We start from the raw sequence: 21,104 nt of genomic DNA on the forward strand, positions 1-21,104 counted from the left end.
GAGCATGACGATGGAAGTTTTTCCTCTAGAAACGGCGCGCCTGATGCTGCGCCCCTTCACCAGGAGCGATCTGCCGGCATTCACGGCATACCGCAACCAGCCCGATGTGGCGCGCTACCAGAGCTGGTCCTCATATACGGAGGCAGATGCCGAAGCATTCTTTGCGCAGCAGGATGGCCTCGTCTTCGATAGCGACGATTCATGGTTCCAGATCGCGGTCGAGCGCAAGGACGACGGTGTGCTGGTGGGAGACGTGGCTGTGCATTTCTTCGATGACGGCCGGCAGGCCGAGCTGGGCGTGACCTTCGACCTGTCCTGCCAGCGCCTTGGCTATGCCCAGGAAGCCGTGTCCGCGGTCATCCAGCTGCTGTTTGCCGAACTCGGCAAGCGCAGGCTGGTTGCCACGGTAGACGTGCTGAATCTGCGCGCGCAGCGCTTGCTCGACATCCATGGCTTTCGCCGCGAGGGCCACTACCGGGAAAACATCTTCTTCAAGGGAACATGGTCCGACGAGTACAGCTATGCGCTATTGAGCCATGAATGGCAAAGACCGGAAGCGGCCGTTTTGAGGGCGAGGGACGCGTGATGACGATGTTCAAGAATTTTGTGGAATTATGCGAACAGCGAGCCAAGGTGGATGCGGACAAGCTGGCTTACCGCTACCTGAACCAGCGCGAGGAGGACAATATACTCAGCTTCGGCGAACTGGACCGGGATGCCCGCCGGCTCGCTGCCCGGCTTGCGGCGTCCTGCGCCATGGGCGACCGGGTGCTGATCATCTGTCCCCAGAGCATCGAGTATGTGACGGCCTTCTTCGGCTGCCTGTATGGCGGCTTCATTGCGGTGCCGGCCTACGCGCCGCGCAACAACCACCATTTTGAACGCTTGCAGGCGATGATAGAGGATGCGCAGCCCAGCATGCTCCTGCTGTGCCGCAAGCAGTATGCCTCGGTATCCGCGTTCATGCAGGATAATCCGGCCTTGCAGGCGATGGAAATCGTGGTCGTCGACGAGCTGCTGGCGGAGCCGGGCGATGCCGCTGCGCCTGACTGGCGTATTCCGGCTATCGGCCGGGACGACATCGCCTTCCTGCAATATACGTCCGGTTCCACCGAAGCGCCGAAGGGCATCATGGTCTCGCATGGCAACCTGCTGGCCAATGAAGAGATGATACAGCGCACCTGCGGCAACCATGCCGGCAGCTGCGCCGTGCTGTGGCTACCCTTGTTCCACGACATGGGCTTGATGACGCTGTTGCAGGGCGTGTATGCCGGCTACGGCACCTGCCTGATGGCGCCCATGGATTTCCTGGCCAATCCGTTGTACTGGCTGCAGGCGGTGTCGCGCTTCAGGGCGACCCTGACGGTAGCGCCGAATTTCGCCTGGCAGCTCTGCGCGGACAAGCTCAAACCCGGACAGCTGGAAGAACTCGATCTTTCTTGCGTGCAGGTGGCGATCAATGGTTCCGAACCGATTGCGCTGTCGACCCTTGAAAGCTTTGCGGACGCTTTCGCGCCCAGCGGTTTTCGCAAAGAGGCGTTCCGGCCCAGCTACGGCCTGGCGGAAGCGACTTTGCTGGTCAGCGGCGACAAGGGTTCGCTTGCCGCTGCCGTCATCGAACAGACCATGGCCTCGGCCGCAGGGCGCAGCAAGGTGTTCCAGCGAGTCAGCTGCGGCCGCCCGGCGGACGGCTGCGAAGTCGCCATCGTCGACCGCGATACCAGGCAGGCCTGCCGCGAAGGGGAGGTCGGAGAGATCTGGGTCAAGGGCGGGCACGTCGCCCAAGGCTACTGGAACCGTCCAGAACAGACCGCACAGGCGTTTGCTAACTATACGGCCGATGGCGCCGGACCGTTCTTGAGCACCGGCGACCTCGGCTTCCTGCATGATGGGGAATTGGTGGTTACCGGCCGCTGCAAGGATGTGATTATCCTGAGAGGCGACAATTATTATCCCTCCGATCTGGAAGCCAGCACAGTAGCCGCGCATGCCGATGTGATACGGGACGGGGTAGCAGCGTTCACCGCCGCCGATGACGGACAGGCGCCGGTCGGCGACCTGTCGCGGGTGATCTGCATCGTCGCCGAAGTGAGGCGCAGGACGGCGGCAAGCCTGTATCCGGAGATCGCACGAGCCATCATCGAGCATATCTCCGCAGCCTATGGCCTGGCGTTGGCTCGGGTGGTGCTGATCAAGGAGCGCTCGATCCCGAAAACATCGAGCGGCAAAGTACAGCGCAGCGCCGTGCGGGCGGGATTGGCGGCAGGCCAGTTGAAAGTGTTGTGGGAAACAAGTCCAGGCGCGCCGGTGGCGAACAACGCGGCGGACCAGCCGTACGCCGAGCTGCAATCCTTGCTGTCAGGCGCACAGGGAGAGGCGCGCCGGCAGATCGCTGGCGGCTTCTTGCTCAGCCTGATTGCGGAAACGCTGAAAATCCCTTTTTATGCGATTGACCAGAGCCGCTCGGTTACCTCGCTGGGTCTCGATTCGCTGGCCCTGATGAATCTCAAGCACCGGATCGATACGGCCCTGCAGGTGGAAATTCCGACGGAACTCTTGTTCAGCGACGCTACCCTGGCCACGCTGGTTGCGGCGGTCGCCGAACTGGCGCCGCAGAGATATCCGGCGGCGCCGGCCCAGCCCCTTCCTGCACCAGCCGCTTCCGCCGCGCAGCCGGCAACGGCGGGACAGGCTGCGCTATGGCTGATCCAGCAAGCCGATCGCACCTCGCATCAATATAACGAAGGCTTTGTCGCCAAGGTCAACGGCGCTTTCGACCATGACTTGTTTGCGCGCGCATTGCGCAGCGTGGAAGCGCGCCATGATGCGCTGCAGGTCAGGTTCGTGGAACAGGACGGACAGCCGATGGCCTGCAGCGGCACCGCATACGAACAGATCGCCACCTGGCATGCGGACGACGAGCAAGCCTTGCATGCGGCGCGCGCCGCCCTGGTGCTGCCGTTCGACCTGAGCCGGCAGACCTGGCGCTGTGCCTTGGCGTCCGGGCCCGGCGCAACTTACATCGCGCTGGCCATCCATCACATAGCGGTCGACATGTGGTCGTTCGACATCCTGGTGCAAGAGTTGAAGCAGACATATGCAAGCCTGGTCCAGGGACCGGGCTTGCCGCCAGCACTGTCCGGCCCCGGCCAGAGCTACGCCGGGTTCGCTGCATGGCAGCGCGACTGGCTGGGTTCGCGCCAGGCCGATCAGCAATTGGCCTACTGGCGCGAGCATCTGCGCGCCATGCCGGCGCGCAGCAGCTTTCCTGCCGCGTCGGCGAACGCTGGCCCGCCAGCCGCCGGCAAACACCGTTTTGAGATCGATCTTGCCACTGTGGAGCGGGCGCGGACATTCGCGCAACAGCGCTGCCTGACTGTATACCAGGTGTTGTTCGCGGCCTGCGCCTTGCTGCTTGGGCGCTATGCCGGACAAGACGAGGTGGTGCTCGGGATGCCGTCCTTAGGGCGGCGGCGTACGATCGACGCCGGTACCGTGGGTTATTTCGCCAACCTGCTGCCGATCCGGGTGGGGCTGGCCGATCATCTCGCGGTCGAGCAATGGATAGGTACGGTCAAGGATGCGATTCTAGGCGGCATCCGCCATCAGGACATACCGCTGCCGCTCTTGAGCGCAGCGATGGCGGCGCATGGCAACCGGGCCGGAAGCCCGCTGGTGCAGGTGGCGTTTTCCCTGCTGGAGCCGAGCGCCGGCGACGGCCTGGCCAGGCAACACGATGGCGCCCAGGCCGGCGCCGACCGCCTGCTGCCTTTCGTGCTCGGCGAGGCGGGCGGACGCCTGACTTTGGGCGATGCGGTGCTGACTTCGGTAGATCCGCAGCGGCTTCGTTCGCAGTTTGATCTTTCCTTTGTGCTGGTGGAGGGCGAAGCCGGCATGGCGGTCAGTGTCGACTATCGCGCCGATCTGTATCCGGAGCGGATGATCGAGCGGCTGGCGACCAACTTTGTGCGCGTATTGCAAGAACTGGCGGGCGGCGAACATCAGCGCCTGGGCGATATACCGTATATCGATGCGGTCGAACAGGCCGAGATCAGCCAATGCCTGAGCGGCACCGGTGCAGCCGAGGTCTTTCCGGCGCAGGGCGAAGGCGTTTCCGTGGTCGACTGGTTCCGGCAGGCAGCAACGCAATATCCGGCCAAGCTGGCGCTGCGCAGCGAACAGCTGACGCTGAGCTATGAGGAGCTGGACCGCGAATCGGACGTGCTGGCGCAGTTGTTGATCGCCAAGGGTGTGAAGCCGGGCGGGCGGGTTGTCATCGCCGTGAGCGCGCGCGCGTGGCAGGCGCTGATGGCGCTCGCCGCGCTGAAGGCGGGAGCGGTGTATGTGCCGATCGATCTGGCGAACCCGGCCGCGCGCATTGCATTCATGCTGGACGATAGCGGCGCCGGGCTGGTGCTGAGCACGCGCCATGATGCGGCACGGCTGCCGGCTGCGGCAGCCCAGGTGATCCTGGTTGACGAGCTGGGCAAGGCGGCCAAGGCGTTTTACGCTTCGAGCGGCATCCCGCGCGTCGCCGTCGCCGGGCAACAGGCCGCCTATTGCATTTATACCAGCGGTTCCACCGGGCAGCCCAAGGGCGTGCTGGTCGCGCATGCCGGTTTGAAGAACCTGGTGCAGTGGCATGTCGGCGCGTTTGCGATCGACGCCGCTGCGCAAGCGGCAATGCTGGCAGGACCCGGATTCGACGCCGCGGTGTGGGAGAGCTGGCCCTATTTGTGCACGGGCGCGGGCCTGGCGGAACCAGGACCGGACTGCAAGCGCGACATGCTGGCGCTGGCAGGCTGGCTGCGCCAGCAAGAAATCAGTCATTGCTTCATGCCGACCCCGCTGGCCGAGTCTTTCATCGCCGAATCCGGCCATGCGGCGCATGGCGGCGCGCTGAAATACCTGCTGACCGGCGGCGATCAGCTGAAGATGCGCCCGCACGCGGCGGCCGGTTTCCGCCTGGTCAACGCCTATGGACCGACCGAGAACACCGTGGTCACGACCAGCGGCGCGGTGGAGCCTGCCGGTGCGCCGGAAGCGGACAGCGCACTGGCGCGGCTGCCCGACATCGGCCAGCCGATCCGCGGCCAGGCATTGCATATCCTTGATGCGCAACTGCGCCGGCTGCCAATGGGAGTGAGCGGCGAACTGTTTGTCAGCGGCGCCGGCCTCGCGCTCGGCTATCATGGCAATCCGGCGCTGAGCGCGCAGAAATTCGTCCCCGATCCTTACGCGCACAAGCCCGGCACGCGCATGTATGGCACTGGCGATGTGGTCAGGCTCGATGAGCAGGGCCGGCTGCATTTCCTCGGCCGTAACGACGACCAGGTGCAGGTGCGCGGCTTCCGCATCGAGCCGGGCGAAGTGGAAGCGGTGCTGGTTGCTCATCCGCAGGTGAAGCAATGTAAGGTAATCGCACAGGACAACCAGCAAGCAGGCAAGCAGCTGGCGGCATACGTGGCCACGGCTTCGGGATTGACCGAAGCGGCGCTGCGCGCCTATCTGGATGGCAAGCTGCCATCGCACATGGTTCCTGCGGTGATTGTGGTTGTCGACGAGCTCCTGCTGGATGCCAACGGCAAGATCAGCCGGCGTTTGTTGCCGTTGCCTGCGTCAGTTGCCGAGAGCGGCGACGCGCCAGTTTTTTGCGGCCGCTATGAGCAGGAGATCGCTGGCGTGTACCGGGATATCCTGGCTTGTCGCGCAGTGCGCGCCGAGGATGATTTTTTCTCCCTCGGCGGCCATTCATTGCTGGTGGCGCGCGTCGCCGCCGGCATTCGCGAGCAACTGGGCATCGTGGTGGCGATAGCAGACATTTTTTCTTTTCCGAAAGTCGCCGACCTCGCCGCCCATCTGCGGCGCACCGGAACGGAGGCAACGCCGCTGAAGCGGGCCGAGCGACCGCAACGGCTGCCGCTGAGCCCGGAACAGCAGCGCCTGTGGCTGTTGCAGCAGCTGGACCCGGCCAGCACCGACTACAACATCTGCGGCGCGGTGCGGGTGTGCGGCAAGCTCGACCTCGGGTGCCTGGAAACGGCGTTGGCGATGGTGGCTGCAAAGCACGAATTGCTGCGCAGCTGCTTCGTCAAGAACGATGGCGAACCTTGGCAGGTGATCCGGGAGCCGCAGCCGGTGCCGATCGAATCCTTGTCGATCGCCGCTGCCACATCCGCCGGCTATCAGGATGCTGTTGATGCCGCGGTCCATCAGCGGATCGACGAGTGGGAGGCGCATTGCTTCAATCTTGAAACCGGACCCTTGCTCAAGGTCGGTTTCCTGCCGGTTGCCGATGACGATGGCTATCTATTGCTGAATGTGCATCACATCGTCGCCGACGGCCGTTCTATCGTCGTCCTGTTTGAAGAGATAGCCGCATGTTATGCCAGCCTGCGCGCCGGCAGCACGGCTAATGCGGTGTCCGCCGCGCCGGAATTGCAATACGCAGACTATTGCCTGTGGAGCCAGTCCGACGCCGTGCGCGAGCGTGTCGCGGAATCGCTCGGCTTCTGGAAAGAGAAGCTGGCCGGCGAGCTGCCGGGCAGCATGCTTGCGTCCCAGGCCGCGCCAGGCAGCCAGGCGGGCAGCAAGGGGGGGGAGGTCAGCCGCTTGCTGGCGGCCGGCCATGCGGATGCGATCCGCGCGCTGGCCGCGCGCTGGGGCGTGACCGAATCCACCGTGCATATGGCGGCCTATGGACTATTAGTTGCCAAGTACAGCGGCAATCCGGCGGTATTGCTCGGATTGGCCTACGGCCGGCGGGACCAGCCGGAATTGAGGAATATGCTTGGGATTTTTGTAAATGTGCTGCCGATCCGCCTGGATTTTACCGATGACAGCGCCTTCGAGCGGCAAGTGCTGCTGCTGCGCGATGCCTGCGTCGAAGCGTTCCGCCATGGCGAGGTCAGTTACGCGAAGATGGTGGAACTGGCAGGTGTCGAGCGGGGCGACGGCGGCGCCGAGCTGGTGCGGACCATGTTCGACTTCGAACAGCACGATCCGCTGCCGGCAACGCTTGGCGACACCCGCATCAGCTTGCTGCGTCGTCCCGACCGCAGCGCCAAATTTGACCTGACGCTGCGCTGCAGTCCTCTTGCGGGCGGCGACATGAGAATCACCCTGAATTTCCGCCGTGCGCTGTTCAGCCAGCAGATGGCCGCGTGCCTGATCGATTCGTATCTGCTGATCCTGGAACAGCTGGTGCAGGCGCCCGGCCTGACGCCGGCAACGCTGCGCCTGGCCGGCGAGGCGGAGGTGCAAACGCTGATGCAGCTTGGCCGCGGTCCGGCAGCGCCGCTGTCCGGCCTGCCTATGTTCCGCCAGCTGGAGCAGGCCGCATGCGACCATCCGCACCAGCTGGCCGTGGTGGGCGACGACGGCGTCCGGCTGAGCTACGCGGAATTGAACGCGCATGCCAACCAGGTTGCCCGCTACTTGGTCCGGCTTGGCCTGGGAAATGGCGCCGCCGCAGCGCTCTGCCTGCGGCCGGGGCCGCCGTTTGCGATTGCCGCGCTGGCGCTGCTGAAACTCGGCGCCGCCTATGTGCCGGTCGATCCGCGCTATCCCGATCAAAGAAAATTGAAAATCTTCACGGACAGCGCGTCGCGGCTGGTGATCAGCGAGCCCGCATCGGTCCCCGGACTGCTGCCGGACGACTGCCTGCTCTTGTTGTGGGACAGCGTGCTGGAAGCCTCTGCCGCGCAGCCGGACAGCAATCTGGACATCGCAGTCGCGCTTGACGATGCGGCATACATCGTTTACACGTCGGGCACCACCGGCTTGCCGAAAGGGGTTGTCATCCCGCATCGCGGCCTCGCCAACCTGTGCCAATGGCATGCCCGTGCCTATGGCTTGCACCAGGCGCCGCTGGAAGTCCGGGCCAGCCAGACCGCCGGCATCGGATTCGACGCCGCGGTGTGGGAAATATGGCCTTACCTGTGCAGCGGCGCCAGCGTCTGGTTCGCGCCCGAGGCGGCACGGCAATCGTCGCCGCATCTCGCCGCCTGGCTCGGCGAGAACGCCATCAGCCATTGTTTCCTGGTGACCCCGCTCGCGCACGCGCTGCTCGCCGACGGCTGGACCGGCTCGGCCAGCTTGAAGTACCTGCTGACGGGCGGTGAGCGGCTCAGCGGCCATGCACCGGAGGGCGCCGGCTATCGGTTGGTGAATCACTATGGACCGTCGGAGAACAGCGTGGTAGCGACGGCCGGCGCCGTCGGGCCGGCGCTGGCAGGCGAACTGCCATCGATCGGCACGGCGATCGACAACGTCAGCGTGTATGTGCTGGACCGCCATGCGCAGCTGTTGCCGCGCGGCGTGCCGGGCGAACTGCATATCGGCGGCGCTTCGCTGATGCGCGAATACCGCGGCAACCGCGCTTTGACCGAGGACAAGCTGCTGGCCGATCCTTTCGCCGGCGTCGCGGGGGCGCAAATGTACAAGACTGGAGACCTGGTTTGCTGGAACGATGCCGGTATGCTCGATTATCTTGGGCGCGTCGATGAGCAGGTCAAGATCCGCGGCTATCGCATCGAGCCCAGCGAGATCCTGCTGGCCATCAAGGCGCAGCCCGGGGTCCATGATGCGGTGGTGACGACGGCGCAGCACGACCAGCAGGGAACGCGGCTGGTGGCCTATGTGGTGTTCGACAAGCAAGACGGGAGCGATGTGCTGCAGCCGGCCAATGCCGGTGAAGGCGGCGCGCGCGATGAGGATATCTCCGCCGTTTCCAGGCTCAAGCATGCGATCGGCGCACAGCTGCCGGAGTTCATGGTGCCGGCATTCATCATTGAACTGGCAGCGCTGCCGTTGACCAGCAATGGCAAGGTCGACTACGCCGGCCTGCCTAAGCCGCAATATGACGAGCGGCTGCCGCGGCAGGCCTTGGCTACTGCGACCGAGCACGCATTGGCGGCAATCTGGGGCGAATTGCTGGGCGAACAGGTCGACCACGCGAACGCCAATTTCTTTGCGCTCGGCGGCCATTCCCTGCTTGCGGCGCGGGCCGTCGCGCTGATCGAGACGCGGCTGCAGCGCGAAATCGCGCTCAAGGATTTTTTTACCGCGAGCGATCTCGCCGCCCTGGCGCGGCAGCTTGATCAAGGTTCAGCTTATGCGCGCATTCCGCTGGCGCAGCCGGATCAGCCGACGCCGCTGTCGCCCTACCAGAAACGGCTCTGGCTGATGCAGGCATTCAAGCGCGACAGCGTCGATTACAACGTGGTGGGAGCGCTGCGGCTCAACGGCGCCCTCGATCCGGCTTTGTTCCGGCGCGCTGTGCTGGCGGTGGCCGAGCGGCACCAGATCTTGCGTACCCGGGTGGTCGACACGGATGGCGAACCGCAGCAACTGCTGGCGGACCAGTCATGGCAATTGAATTTGCTGCAGGTGAACCTGAGCGGCAATCCGCAGCAGGTCCAGGACAGCTTCGTCCAAGACTATCTCGGCCGGCTGGCGGCAGAACCCTTCGACCTGGCTTCCGGCCAGCTGTTCAAGCTGGTGCTGATCCAGACCGCGGACCAGAGCTCGGTGCTGGCCGTGAGCTTCCATCACATCATCGTGGATGCCTGGTCGGCCAATGTATTCCTGCGCGATCTGCTCGAATGCTACGCGGCGCTGGGCGCCCAGCGCGATCCGCGCCTGAGCCAATTGACGATCCAATACAGGGATTACAGTCTTTGGGCCCAGCGCGAACTGACGCAGGCGCAGGATCGCCTGCTCGATTTCTGGCGCGCTTATCTTGACGCATTGCCGACACGGGCGCCGCTGCCGGTCATGCGCGAGGGCGTCCAGCCGGCGCGCCGCACCGGCCGTAAAGCGACCGTCGTCTGGCCAGCCGAAACCGCTGCACGCCTGAAAACATTGGCGCGGCAGCAGAAGGCGTCGTTATACGAGGTGCTGATCACCAGTTATTTCATCTGGCTGCACCGCTTGAGCAGCCAGACCGATTTCATCGTCGGCATGCCCTACAACGACCGCGGGCGGCCCGAGCTGGAGGACCTGGTCGGCTTTTTCGTCAACGTCCTGCCGCTGCGCGCCCAGGTTGATCCGCATGCAAGCTATATCGACTTGCTGCAGCAGACGCAGCAGGATCTGCGCCAGGTATATGCGCATCACGCGCTGCCGTTTGACCGCATCGTTGAGCAGTGCACGGAAACGTCGGGCCAGCTGTTCCAGACCATGTTCGATTTCCAGTCCGGATTGCAGGTGCTGGCGGACGCCGGAAGCGGCTCCGGCTTGCAGGTCGAGGTCATCGAAGGCGCGCCGGAAGCCGCTGTCGCCGAGCTGTCGGTAACGTTCAGCGAGACGGCCGCCGGCCTGGCATTGTCCTGCAGCTATGTCGATGAATCATTCGACGCCGATACGATCACGCGCTGGCTGGAGAACTATCGCTTGCTCCTGGATAGCATCGCGAGCGACGCCGGCCTGCGCATCGGCGACCTGGCGTTCCTGACGCCGCCGGAACTGGATGTCGTTGAACGCTTGCGCAACGGCGCCCCGGTCGAGCATAGCCATGTGCTGCCTGGCGCCAGCGATGACGGCGAACAGCTTCTGCATCTGCTGATTGACCGCCAGGCGGCGTTGTCGCCGTCCAGCCCGGCCCTGGTTTCGCCGGCAGGGATAGTCAGTTATTCCGAACTGGCAGGCCAGACCAACCAGCTGGCGAACTACTTGCTGGCGGCAGGTGTGCGGCCGGGAACGGTGGTCGGCATCGAGGCCGCTCATAGCGTCGAAGCGGTGCTGGCAATCATCGCCGTGCTCAAGGCTGGCGCAATTTGCTTCCCGGTTGACCTGCAGCAGGCGCCGGAGAGGCTTGAGCTGCTGTTGGCGGACAGCGGCTGCCGCCACCTGCTGACGCTGGCCGCTGGCCGGCCCGGCAATTTCGACGGCCAGTGCCTCGCCCTGGCGGAGCAGGCGTGGCGCGATTGCGCCACCGCCGCGCCGCTGGTGCCCGTCATGCCCGGCTACGGCGTCTACCTGACCTACACCTCGGGAACGACAGGAGGACCGAAAGCGTCGGTGCAGCATCACCGTGGCATTGTCAATTATGTCGGCACGGCGATAGCTCGCTTCCGCTACCAGGCCAAGGATCGCGGACTACTGTTTGCGCCATTGACCTTTGATGCCTCGATCGAGGAAATTTTCACGCCTTTGTGCGTTGGCGCTTCTCTCTACATCGGCGACGACAATGTCAAGCGTTCGGTGCCGGCGCTATTGGAAACCTGCCGCGTGCAGGCGATCAGCATCCTCACGTTGCCGACTGCCTATTGGCGCATCCTGAGCGAATACCTGGCGACCCAGGATCCTGCCGCCGCTGCGTGGGGCCGGGTACGCCTGGTCAGCGTCGGCGGCGAACGCCTCACTATCGAGGCAATCCGCCTTTGGCGCCGCGCCACGGCGGCCAAGGTAGAGCTTTGCAACATCTATGGCCCTAGCGAATGTTCGATCGGCAGCATCGTCGATCGCGTCGAGCTTGAGCTGATCCAGGACGACGACGATGTCTACCTGCAGCGGCCAGTCGGCAATATGCATCTGCACGTGCTGGACGCCTTCATGAACCCGGTTCCGGCCGGCTTTCCGGGCGAGCTGTATATCGGCGGCGCCGGCGTGGCCCACGGCTATCACCGGCGGCCGGCGCTGACTGCAGAACGCTTCGTGCCCGATCCGTTCGCACCGTCCGCGGGCGGCCGGCTGTATCGTTCCGGCGACATGGTGCGCTATGGCCTGGACGCCAAGCTTCGCTACCTGGGCCGGATCGACTTCCAGGTCAAGGTGGATGGCATCCGGGTGGAACCGGAGGAAATCCAGGTTGTGCTGGAGTCGCATCCGACGGTAGCGCAAGCGATTGTACTGGCCGAGGAGGAACGGCAATCGAGAAACCCGCTGATCGCCTATGTGACGCTGGACAAGTCGTCCGGCCAGTGGGCTGCCACCGGCACCGACGGCAGCGCCTTCGTCGACTATTTGCGCGAACGGCTGCCGCCGCATATGGTGCCGACCCGGGTCGTGGTGATGGATGCATTCCCGCTGACGCCCAACCAGAAGGTCGACCGCCGGGCGCTGCTGCTTGCCGCCAACGACCCGCGTGCGCAAGCGGCGCCGTCTGCCCTCAACGCCACCGAATCGGCATTGCTGGAACTGTGGCATGAGCTGCTGGGCAGCGATGTCTTCGGCGTCGACGACAATTTCTTCAGCCTGGGCGGCAACTCGCTGCTGGCCATACGCATCAACAACCGGGTCGAAGCAATGTATGCGCTACGCTTGCCGGTGGCTGCCTTGTTCGAGTGCCCGACAGTACGCCGGCTGGCAATGCTGGTCGATCGCTTGCGCAGCGAAGATGGCGCCGCCGGCGAGACGCCGGCCGAGCACCCGATCGAACGTATTTCTCCCACGGCGCTGGCGCTGTCCGGCGCGCAATATCGACTGTGGTACCTGCACCAGATGAATCCGCAAAGCACGGCATACAACCTGCCCGACCTGTTGCGGCTGGAAGGCGTGCTGGAGCGGGACCGGCTGCGCCAGGCGCTTGAATGCACCGTGCAGGAACATGAATCCTTGCGGACCACTTTCGTGATTGACGGCGAGACGCCGATGCAGGTCGTCGGCGAGCGCGGCCAGTTGCGGCTGCACGAGCAGGATCTGTCGCAGCTGGCCTCGCATGACGGCGAACAGGCGCTGGCGGAGCTAGCGCGCAATGCGCTGGAAATGCCGTTCGACCTCGCCAGCGGCCCGCTGGCGAGATTTACCCTGGTGCGGATGAAGCAGGACGAGCATGTGCTGGTGTCGGTATTCCATCACATCGTTGTCGATGGCTGGTCGGTCGGCCTCTTCCAGCGTAGCCTGGCGTCTTACTACAACGCGGCGGCAACCGGGACGCCGGCCGGCAAGCTGTCCCTGGATGGGAGCGCGCGCGCACTGCAATACCGTGATTTCACGGCATGGCAGCAGCGCATGCTGGATGACGGCGAGCGCGTCAGGCAGCTCGGATACTGGCGCCAGCAGCTGGGCGGCCAGCTGCCGACGCTGCAGTTGCCGACCGACTTCGCCCGTCCGCAGGAACCTGGCGACGGCGGCAGCGCTTTCGCATTCGAACTGGATGCAGCGCTGTCGGCGCAGCTGCACGCAATCAGCGAACGCCATCAGGTGTCGACGTTCATGCTGTTGCTGGCGGCCTATGCAGCTGTGCTGGCGCGCTATGGCAGGCAAGAGGACTTGCTGATCGGTGTGCCCGCGCTTGGACGCAGCCGCCCGGAGCTGGAATCGATTGTCGGCTTTTTCGTCAACACCCTGGTGTTACGGATCCGGGCCAAGCCGGCGCTAAGCTTTGCCGGCTTGCTCGAGCAGGTGCGGCAGACCTGCCTGGATGCCTTCAGCCACCAGGATGTCGCGCTGGAGGAAATTGCGGCGGAGATCAATCCGCTGCGCGAACGCGACGGCAGCGGGCTGTTCCAGACCATGTTCTCGTACCAGGATGCGGATGCGCTTGCCGTGCCAGAGTTCGACGGACTAGCCGCAAGCGCCATCGAGCCCGAGCACCACACCGCCAAGTTCGACCTGTACCTGGCGACCTGGAATCGGGGCGGGCGCTTGCATTGCGGCTTCGAGTTCAGCACCGACTTGTTTGAAGCCGCCACCGTCAGGCGCATGGCAGGCCACTATCGGAACCTGCTGGACGGCATTGCCAGGGATGCCGGAAGCTTGCTGCGCGCGCTGCCCTTGCTCAGCGCCGTCGAGCAAGAACATCAGGTGCGCGGCCTCAATCAAACCGCATTGGCATTTCCGCAAGCGCGCTACGTGAGGGATATTTTCGCGCAACAGGCGGCGCTGTATCCGCAGCGGATAGCGGTAAGCTGCGGGGCGGCAGCCATGAGCTATGCCGAGCTGGATCGCGCCTCCAGCCTGGTTGCCTACAACCTGCTGGCGAGCGGCGCCGGCAATGAAGACCTGGTAGGGCTGCTGCTTGGCCGTAACATCAACTACCTGATCGCGATGCTGGGCGTGCTGAAGGCGGGCATCGCTTTCACCCCGTTGAACCCGGACGATCCTGCTCCCAAACTCGACCGCGTGGTCGAGCTCGGCAAGATCCGTTACGTGCTCTGCGAGCCGGCCAGCCGCGCCCAGGCGGAGCGGCTGGAGGCGCAACCTCCGCTGCTGGAACTGGGGGCGCTGCCCTACGATGCCGTCTCTGCAGCCTGCGAATTCTTGCCGCTGACGCCGTCCTCGCTGGCCTATGTCATCTATACCTCCGGCTCCACCGGGCAACCGAAGGGGGCGATGATTGAACAGCAGGGGATGCGCAACCATTTGCTGGCGAAGATCCGCGATCTCGGCATCGATGGCGATGATGTGGTCGCCGAGATGGCGGTAACCACCTTCGACGTCTCGGTCTGGCAATATCTGCTTGCCTTGCTGGTCGGCGGGCGCACTGCCGTGATGCCGGGCGACGCCGCCTGGGAACCGCAGCAGCTGCTGGCCCAGCTGGCAGCCGATGGCGTGACGGTGTTCGAATCCGTGCCGTCCCATATGAAAATCCTGATCGACGAACTGGAGATGTCGCCCGGCCGCTACCGGCTGGACAAGCTGCGGACCTACGTCAGCAACGCGGAGGCGCTGACTCCCGCCCTGTGCGCGCGCTGGTTCGCGTGCCTGCCGCACATCCCGATGGTCAATACCTACGGCGCGACCGAATGCTCGGACGACACCAGCCACTTGTGGATACGCGAGCCGCTTGCGGCAGATTTCCCGTATGTGCCGATCCAGGGCACCTTGCCGAACCTGCAGACCTATCTGCTCGATGCCAGCTTGCAGCCGGTGCCGACGGGCGTGGTCGGCGAGGTCTACCTTGGCGGCGTCGGCGTCGGCCGCGGTTATCTTGGCGAACCGGTGCGGACCGCCGAAACCTTCCTGCCCGATCCGTTTTCAAGCGAGCCCGGCCGCCGCATCTACAAGACCGGCGACCTGGCGCGCTACCGCCGCGGCGATGTGCTCGAATTTGTCGGGCGCGAAGACTTCCAGGTCAAGATTCGCGGCCAGCGGGTCGAGATCGGCGAGGTCGAGAAGGCCATAGGCGATCATGAAAACGTGCGCCAGGCTGTGGTCGTCGCAGCGCGCGACGGCAAGGACCGGCTTTACCTGCTCGCCTATGTGATCCCGCACCGGCATCCGGCGCCGACCGTTCCGGAACTGCGGACCTTTGTCGGCAAGCGTGTTGCCGGCTACATGGTGCCGGCGTCGTTTGTGCTGATGGATGAGTTCCCGCTTAACGCCAATGGCAAGGTAGATCGGAAGCGCTTGCCGCAGCCGACCGACCAGGATGTGTTCAACCGCCACGACTATGTTGCGCCGGCCAGCGCCACCGAGGAGCGGCTGGCGTTGCTGTGGCAGGAACAACTCGATGTCGAACGGGTGGGCGCTTTGGACAGCTTTTTCGAACTGGGCGGCCATTCGCTGCTGGCGGCGGAGCTGGTGCTGCGGATCCGCACTCTGTTCGGCGTTGCGCTGCCGATGCGCACGTTGTTCCAGACGCCGCAGCTGCGCTCCGTGGCGCAGGCGATAGACGGACTTCGAGCAAGCGCCGGCGGCGCCGTCGCGGCCCGCGTGGAACGGTTGCCGGCACGCAGTTACTACGAGCTTGCTCCGTGCCAGGTGCCGGAATGGTATGCATACCAGATGGATCCGGCCAGTCCGGTCTATAACATCAGCATTGCCGACCTGTTCTTCACCGGCAAGCTCGATCGCGACGCATTCATCTCAGCCTGGAGCCAGATACTGGACCGGCACGAAGTGCTGCGCGTCAAATTCGACTACCTCGACGGCGCACCGGTCCAGATTGTCGAGCCGCGGATCGCGCTGCACGCCGACGACGTCTTCCTCGACCGCAGCGAGCTGTCCGGCGCGGACGCGATCGATGAGGCGAACCGCCTAGGCGCGCGCTTCGGCACGGCGCCTTTCGATTTCGCCAATGGCCCGCTATTCCGCTTGCATGTCGCGAGCTACGCCGGCGATTTTCATCAGATGATTTTTGTCGTGCACCATATCATCTGGGACGAAACCTCGCTGATCAACCTGATGCTGGAACTGTGCGAGCTGTACAACGCCGGCGTCGGCGGGCGCACGGCAAACGTACCGGCGCTCGAAGTCAGCTATTTCGACTACGTGCAATGGACCCATCAGCAACTGCGCTCGGGCGCCTTTGACGACCACAAGCGGTACTGGCTGGAGATGTACAAGGAGTTGCCTCCGCCGCTGGATTTGCCGACCGATTATCCGCGTCCCAACTTGATGTCCTACCAGGGCGATGCGCTGCGTACCTGGCTGCCGCGCAAGGTGGTGCGCAAGATCGAGGCCTTCCTCAAGAAGAACGATGTCACGCTGTTCATGCTGCAGCTGGCGATCCTCGATTACTACCTGTACCGGATCAGCGGCCAGCCTGATTTTGTTATCGGCTGCCCGATAGCGGGACGCGCCGACGAGAAGCTGAAGCCGCTGTTCGGCTTGTTTGCGACGCCGATGCCGATCCGCTGCACGATAGATTCCGGCATGACGTTCAGCAGCCTGCTGGCGCAGGTGTCGCAGCGCACCCTGGAGGCATTCGAGCATTATCACTATCCGTCCAACCTGGTGATCGAGCAGTTGCAGCACGAGAAGGACCTGTCGCGGCCAAAGTTGTTCTCGATCATGTACGGCGTGCAAAACAACAAGACCGACTTGATGGGCCGGCTGCAGTTCGAAGGCCTCACGCTGAGCCTGGAGAATGTGGTCGATACGGAAAACAAGTCGTCCCGCTTCGACTTGAATTTCGTGGTTGACCAGTTTGGCAGCGACGTCATGTTCAGCTGCATCTACAACGCCGACCTGTTCGACCGCTCCAGCGTCGACCTGATGCTGGAGAACATGACTGTGCTGATGGACCAGGTGCTTGACGACCCCGACCTGCCGCTGCATTGCTATACGATGGTCGAGGCCGGCGGCAAGCAAAGTGCGGCGCTGAACGGACCAAGCTTCCAATGCGATCTTGAGGCGACCATGCACAGCCTGATGGAGTTGCAGGCAGCGGCGACGCCCGAGCGCACCGCTATCGTCGCCGGCGGCGCGGCCTACAGCTACCGTGAACTGAATGCCCGGGCCAACCAGCTGGCGCACTACCTGCTCTCTCTCGGCGTCGCCAGCGGCGACAAGGTAGCGCTGATGCTAAGTCCTTCGTTCGAGATGATCGTCGCGCTGTACGCGATCCTGAAGGCTGGCGCCTGTTTTGTACCGATCGGACAGCAGTATCCGCAAAAGCGCGTGAACGCCATCCTGCGCAGCAGCAATGCGCGCTGGGTCGTGACTCACAGCGCCAGCCGGCGGCTATTTAACGCATTCCCGCATGCGGTAGTGTGCATGGACGAGGTGAGCGCGGCCATGGAAGGCTATTCTGCTTCCAATCCGCCCTCGGTCGCGCAGCGGCAGCTGGCCTATATCCTGCACACTTCAGGTTCCAGCGGCATCCCCAAGGGGATCGAGATCGAACACGCCGGCGTAGTCAACATGCTGGCGGATATCCAGAGGACTTACGGGCTGGCTGCCAACGACCGGGTGCTGTTCCATACGCCGTTCACCTTCGACGTCTTCATCCAGGATGTGTTCTGGCCCTTGGCATACGGCGCCGGAGTGGTAGTGATGGCGGACGAGGAAGCCAAGAGCGGCAAGGGGTTCGGCGAGATTATCGAGCGTGAGCGGGTGACGCTGCTGCAGTTCGTGCCGGCGATGCTGGAAGCGCTGATCGAGGCGCGCGAACAGGGACAGGTTTCATCGCTGCCGTCGCTGCGCCAGGTGATTTGCGGCGCGGCTGCCTTGTACCGCGGACTTGTGGAGCGCTTTGCGCAAGCCTTTTCCTGTCCGCTCGCCAACCACTATGGGCCTACCGAGGTCACTGTCGATGCCTGCCGTTTCGATTGCGGCGAGCCGTTTGTCGGCGATACCGTGCCGATCGGCAGGCCGGTCGGCAACGCCAGCGTGCATATCCTCGATGAGCATATGCAGCCCGTGGCGCGCGGAATCATCGGCGAGATTTATGTCGCTTCGCCTGGATTGGCTAGAGGATACCTGAACGACAGCAAGGAAACGGCGCGCGTGTTCGTCCATCATGAAATCGATGGCATCCAGCATCGGCTTTACCGCACCGGCGACCTGGGGCGATGTGACAAGGATGGCGTGGTTTATTTCAACGGCCGTTACGACAAGCAGTTCAAGATCAACGGCAACCGGGTCGAGCTGGAAGAGATCTCCAGCGCGCTGCGCAGCCATCCTGACATTGCTGTCGCCGCAATCCAGTACCGGGAGGATGCGCGCGGCGGCGGACGCCTGGTCGCCTATGTCGAGCAGAATGGGGACAACAACCAGGTCTCGGTGCCTGGCAAGCCGACGCCGTACTACTGCTTCACGCTGGAGCAAAGGCCCGAATTGCTGGCGGCCGCGAACGCTTTGCTGCCGCCGCAATCGCCTGTGAGCGGCGTCGCGCAAGCCGGCTGGTGGAGCGCGCTGGCGAGCCGCTTTCCTGCGTGCCAGCTGGTGCTCACCGATGGCGCCGATAGCGTGGCGGCCGCCGCCGCGGCCGTGCCGCTGGAGATAGACATCGCCCAGCTGCAAGAGAGCGCGGAGCCATGGGCATTGCTGCAGGCCGCGCTGGGCAGGCATGCCGAGGCGCTCACGCCGAATGTGCTGTATGTATTCGACGATGTCGCGACAGGCCTGCTTCCGGAGCCGGCCGGGCTCGCGCTTCAGCAGCAGTATCGATTGCTGGCCGCAGCGCTGGGATTGCCGTATGTGGCATTTGCAAGCCGCACCGCAGGCGCCGGCGCATCGCTGCTGGAACCGGCAGCCAGCGCCAGGCGTTCGCACTTGACGCGGGACAGCATCCGGGAGTGGTTGAGACAGTCGTTGCCAGACTACATGATCCCGGACCTGGTCCACTTTATTCCATCGGTGCCCATGACCGACAGCGGCAAGATCGACGCCAAGAACCTGCCCGCAATCGAGGTGGACATGCAATTCGACAAGCAGCTTGCCAGCACCGCTTTGCAGATCGAGCTGAGCACGCTGTGGGAACGCTTGCTGCAAGTGACCAACGTCGGGGTGACGGATGATTTCTTCGTGCTTGGCGGGCAGTCGCTCAAGGCGATCGAGGTTGTGTCCGAGGTAAGCCGGCGCTACGGCGTGAAGATCCCGTTGCGCCAGTTCTACCAGAATCCAACCATTCGTTATCTGGAGACATTGCTGATGGCAGGTGAGTGAAGTGAATGAGGCCATGCATCCGGCCGGATGCATGGCAGTTGGGAAAAATTGTCATATATCCGGTAAACAACATAAGGATTTTAACGTGTACATACTAGGCATCAATGCTGCATATCATGAATCGGCCGCCTGTCTGATCAAGGACGGGCATGTGGTCATGGCGATCGAGGAAGAGCGTCTGAACCGCGTCAAGCACGGCAAGCTGTCCACACCTGAAACGACCGGACAGCTGCCTTGGAAAGCCATCCAGAAGTGCCTGGATGCGGCCGGCATCACGCTGCAGGATTGTGAGCATGTCGGCTATTCTTTCAGTCCTGACATCTTGCAGCAAGGCGTAGGCGCCTGGCGCAGCGCCAACGACGGCGTGCAGGGCTGGGCGCTGGAGAAGGAAAGTTACCAGACCCTGGAAGGTGGCCTGAGCTTTGCCGAAGGGGTGCTGTCTTCTCGTCAGCAATTGATAGAAGAAGCCGGTTTCACCGGACGTTTCCATTTCCTGCCGCATCACGATTGCCATGCGGCCAGCGCCTTCCATGTGTCGCCGTTCGACAAGGCCGCCGTACTGGTGATCGACGGCATCGGCGAGTGGGCCAGCACCTCGCTGTACTATGGCGACGGCGCTACGCTGAAGAAGGAATACGATTTCCTGTTTCCGAATTCGCTCGGTTTCGTTTGGGAGAAGCTGTCCAAGTATCTCGGCTTCAGCCAGTACGATGCTTCGAAGGTCATGGGGCTGGCGGCCTATGGCGATAGCAGCAAGACGATAGAGCTGTTTTCGCAGCTGGTGACGGACAAGGAGAACATGACTGTCGACCTGGCGGTGCTGCGGCACGAGTCGCCGGATTTCTCCACGCTGGAGGCGCTGTTCAAATTGCCGCGGCGGCACGAGCCTGTCGATTTCAATACCGATAACTGGCAAGCCTATGTCGACGTCGCCGCCGGGCTGCAGCTGCTGACGGAACAGATCTTGCTGCATATCCTGCGCAAGTTCGACCGCAAAAACTACCGCAACCTTTGCATGGCGGGAGGCGTGGCGTTGAATTGCGCGGCCAATGGCGTGATCGTGCGCGAGAACCTGTTCGACGACGTGTTCGTCCAGCCGGCCTCGAACGACTCCGGCACCGCGATGGGCGCCGCCTTTCTGATCTGGAACCAGATCCTCGGCCAGCCGCGCGAGTATGTCTTCAATCACTCCTATCTCGGCCCCGAATATTCTGACGGCGAGATTGAAGCGGTCTTGCAGCGCACCAGCCTTTCCTACCAAAAAGTGGATATCGCCAAGGAAGTGGCAAAAGTCCTGGCCGGCGGCAGCATCGTCGGCTGGTTCAGCGGCCGCATGGAATGGGGGCCGCGCGCGCTGGGCAGCCGTAGCCTGCTGGCTGATCCGCGCAACAAGGATGTGCGCGAACTGATGAACGTGAAGGTCAAGCATCGCGAGCTGTACCGCCCGTTCTGCCCGAGCATTCTCGGCGAGCATGCCGAGGAATGGTTTTGCGGCAGCGCCCGGGTAACCGCCGGCAAGTACATGCTCACCACTTCCACGGTGCAGCCGGGCAAGGCCGAGCTGATTCCCGCTGTCGTCCACTTCGACGGTACGGTGCGGGCGCAGGCTGTATATGAGCAAGACCATCCTGGCTACCACCGGCTGATCTCGGAATTCAAGGCGCTGACCGGCATCCCGCTGTTGCTCAATACCTCGTTCAACGATTCGGAGCCCATTGTGTGCACGCCGCAGGATGCGATCAGCACCTTCATGAAGACTGACATCGATTACCTGGCGTTGGGCAATTATCTGGTTTCCAAGCACTGACTGGTCCTGGTTCCAGGGA

General features: G+C 63.6%; 3 protein-coding genes. All 3 read left to right on the top strand.

The window, feature by feature from the left end:
- The first annotated feature begins 10 nt into the window (after positions 1 to 10).
- The 3 genes from AC07V8_RS08405 (at position 11) to AC07V8_RS08415 (ending at position 21,085) form a co-directional block, all read left to right on the top strand.
- Positions 11 to 586: a GNAT family N-acetyltransferase gene (locus AC07V8_RS08405; RefSeq protein ID WP_211472048.1), complete on the top strand. Its 576-nt coding sequence runs from the start codon at positions 11 to 13 to the stop codon at positions 584 to 586.
- Positions 586 to 19,278 carry an amino acid adenylation domain-containing protein gene (locus AC07V8_RS08410; protein ID WP_494678263.1) on the top strand — a complete coding sequence of 6,231 codons (18,693 nt, stop codon included), beginning with the start codon at positions 586 to 588 and terminating at the stop codon, positions 19,276 to 19,278. Before AC07V8_RS08405 ends, AC07V8_RS08410 begins: the two co-directional genes overlap by 1 nt.
- An 85-nt stretch (positions 19,279 to 19,363) precedes the next feature.
- Entirely contained in the window at positions 19,364 to 21,085 is a 1,722-nt protein-coding gene (locus tag AC07V8_RS08415) for a carbamoyltransferase family protein (protein ID WP_211472047.1), read from the top strand.
- Positions 21,086 to 21,104: the final 19 nt, after the last annotated feature.

It is taken from the genome of Collimonas sp. GW821-FHT02H07 (assembly GCF_059421505.1).

Coding starts and splice junctions, on each gene's coding strand:
- AC07V8_RS08405 (WP_211472048.1), top strand. CDS start 11: ATGGAAGTTTTTCCTCTAGAAACGGCGCGCCTGATGCTGCGCCCCTTC.
- AC07V8_RS08410 (WP_494678263.1), top strand. CDS start 586: ATGACGATGTTCAAGAATTTTGTGGAATTATGCGAACAGCGAGCCAAG.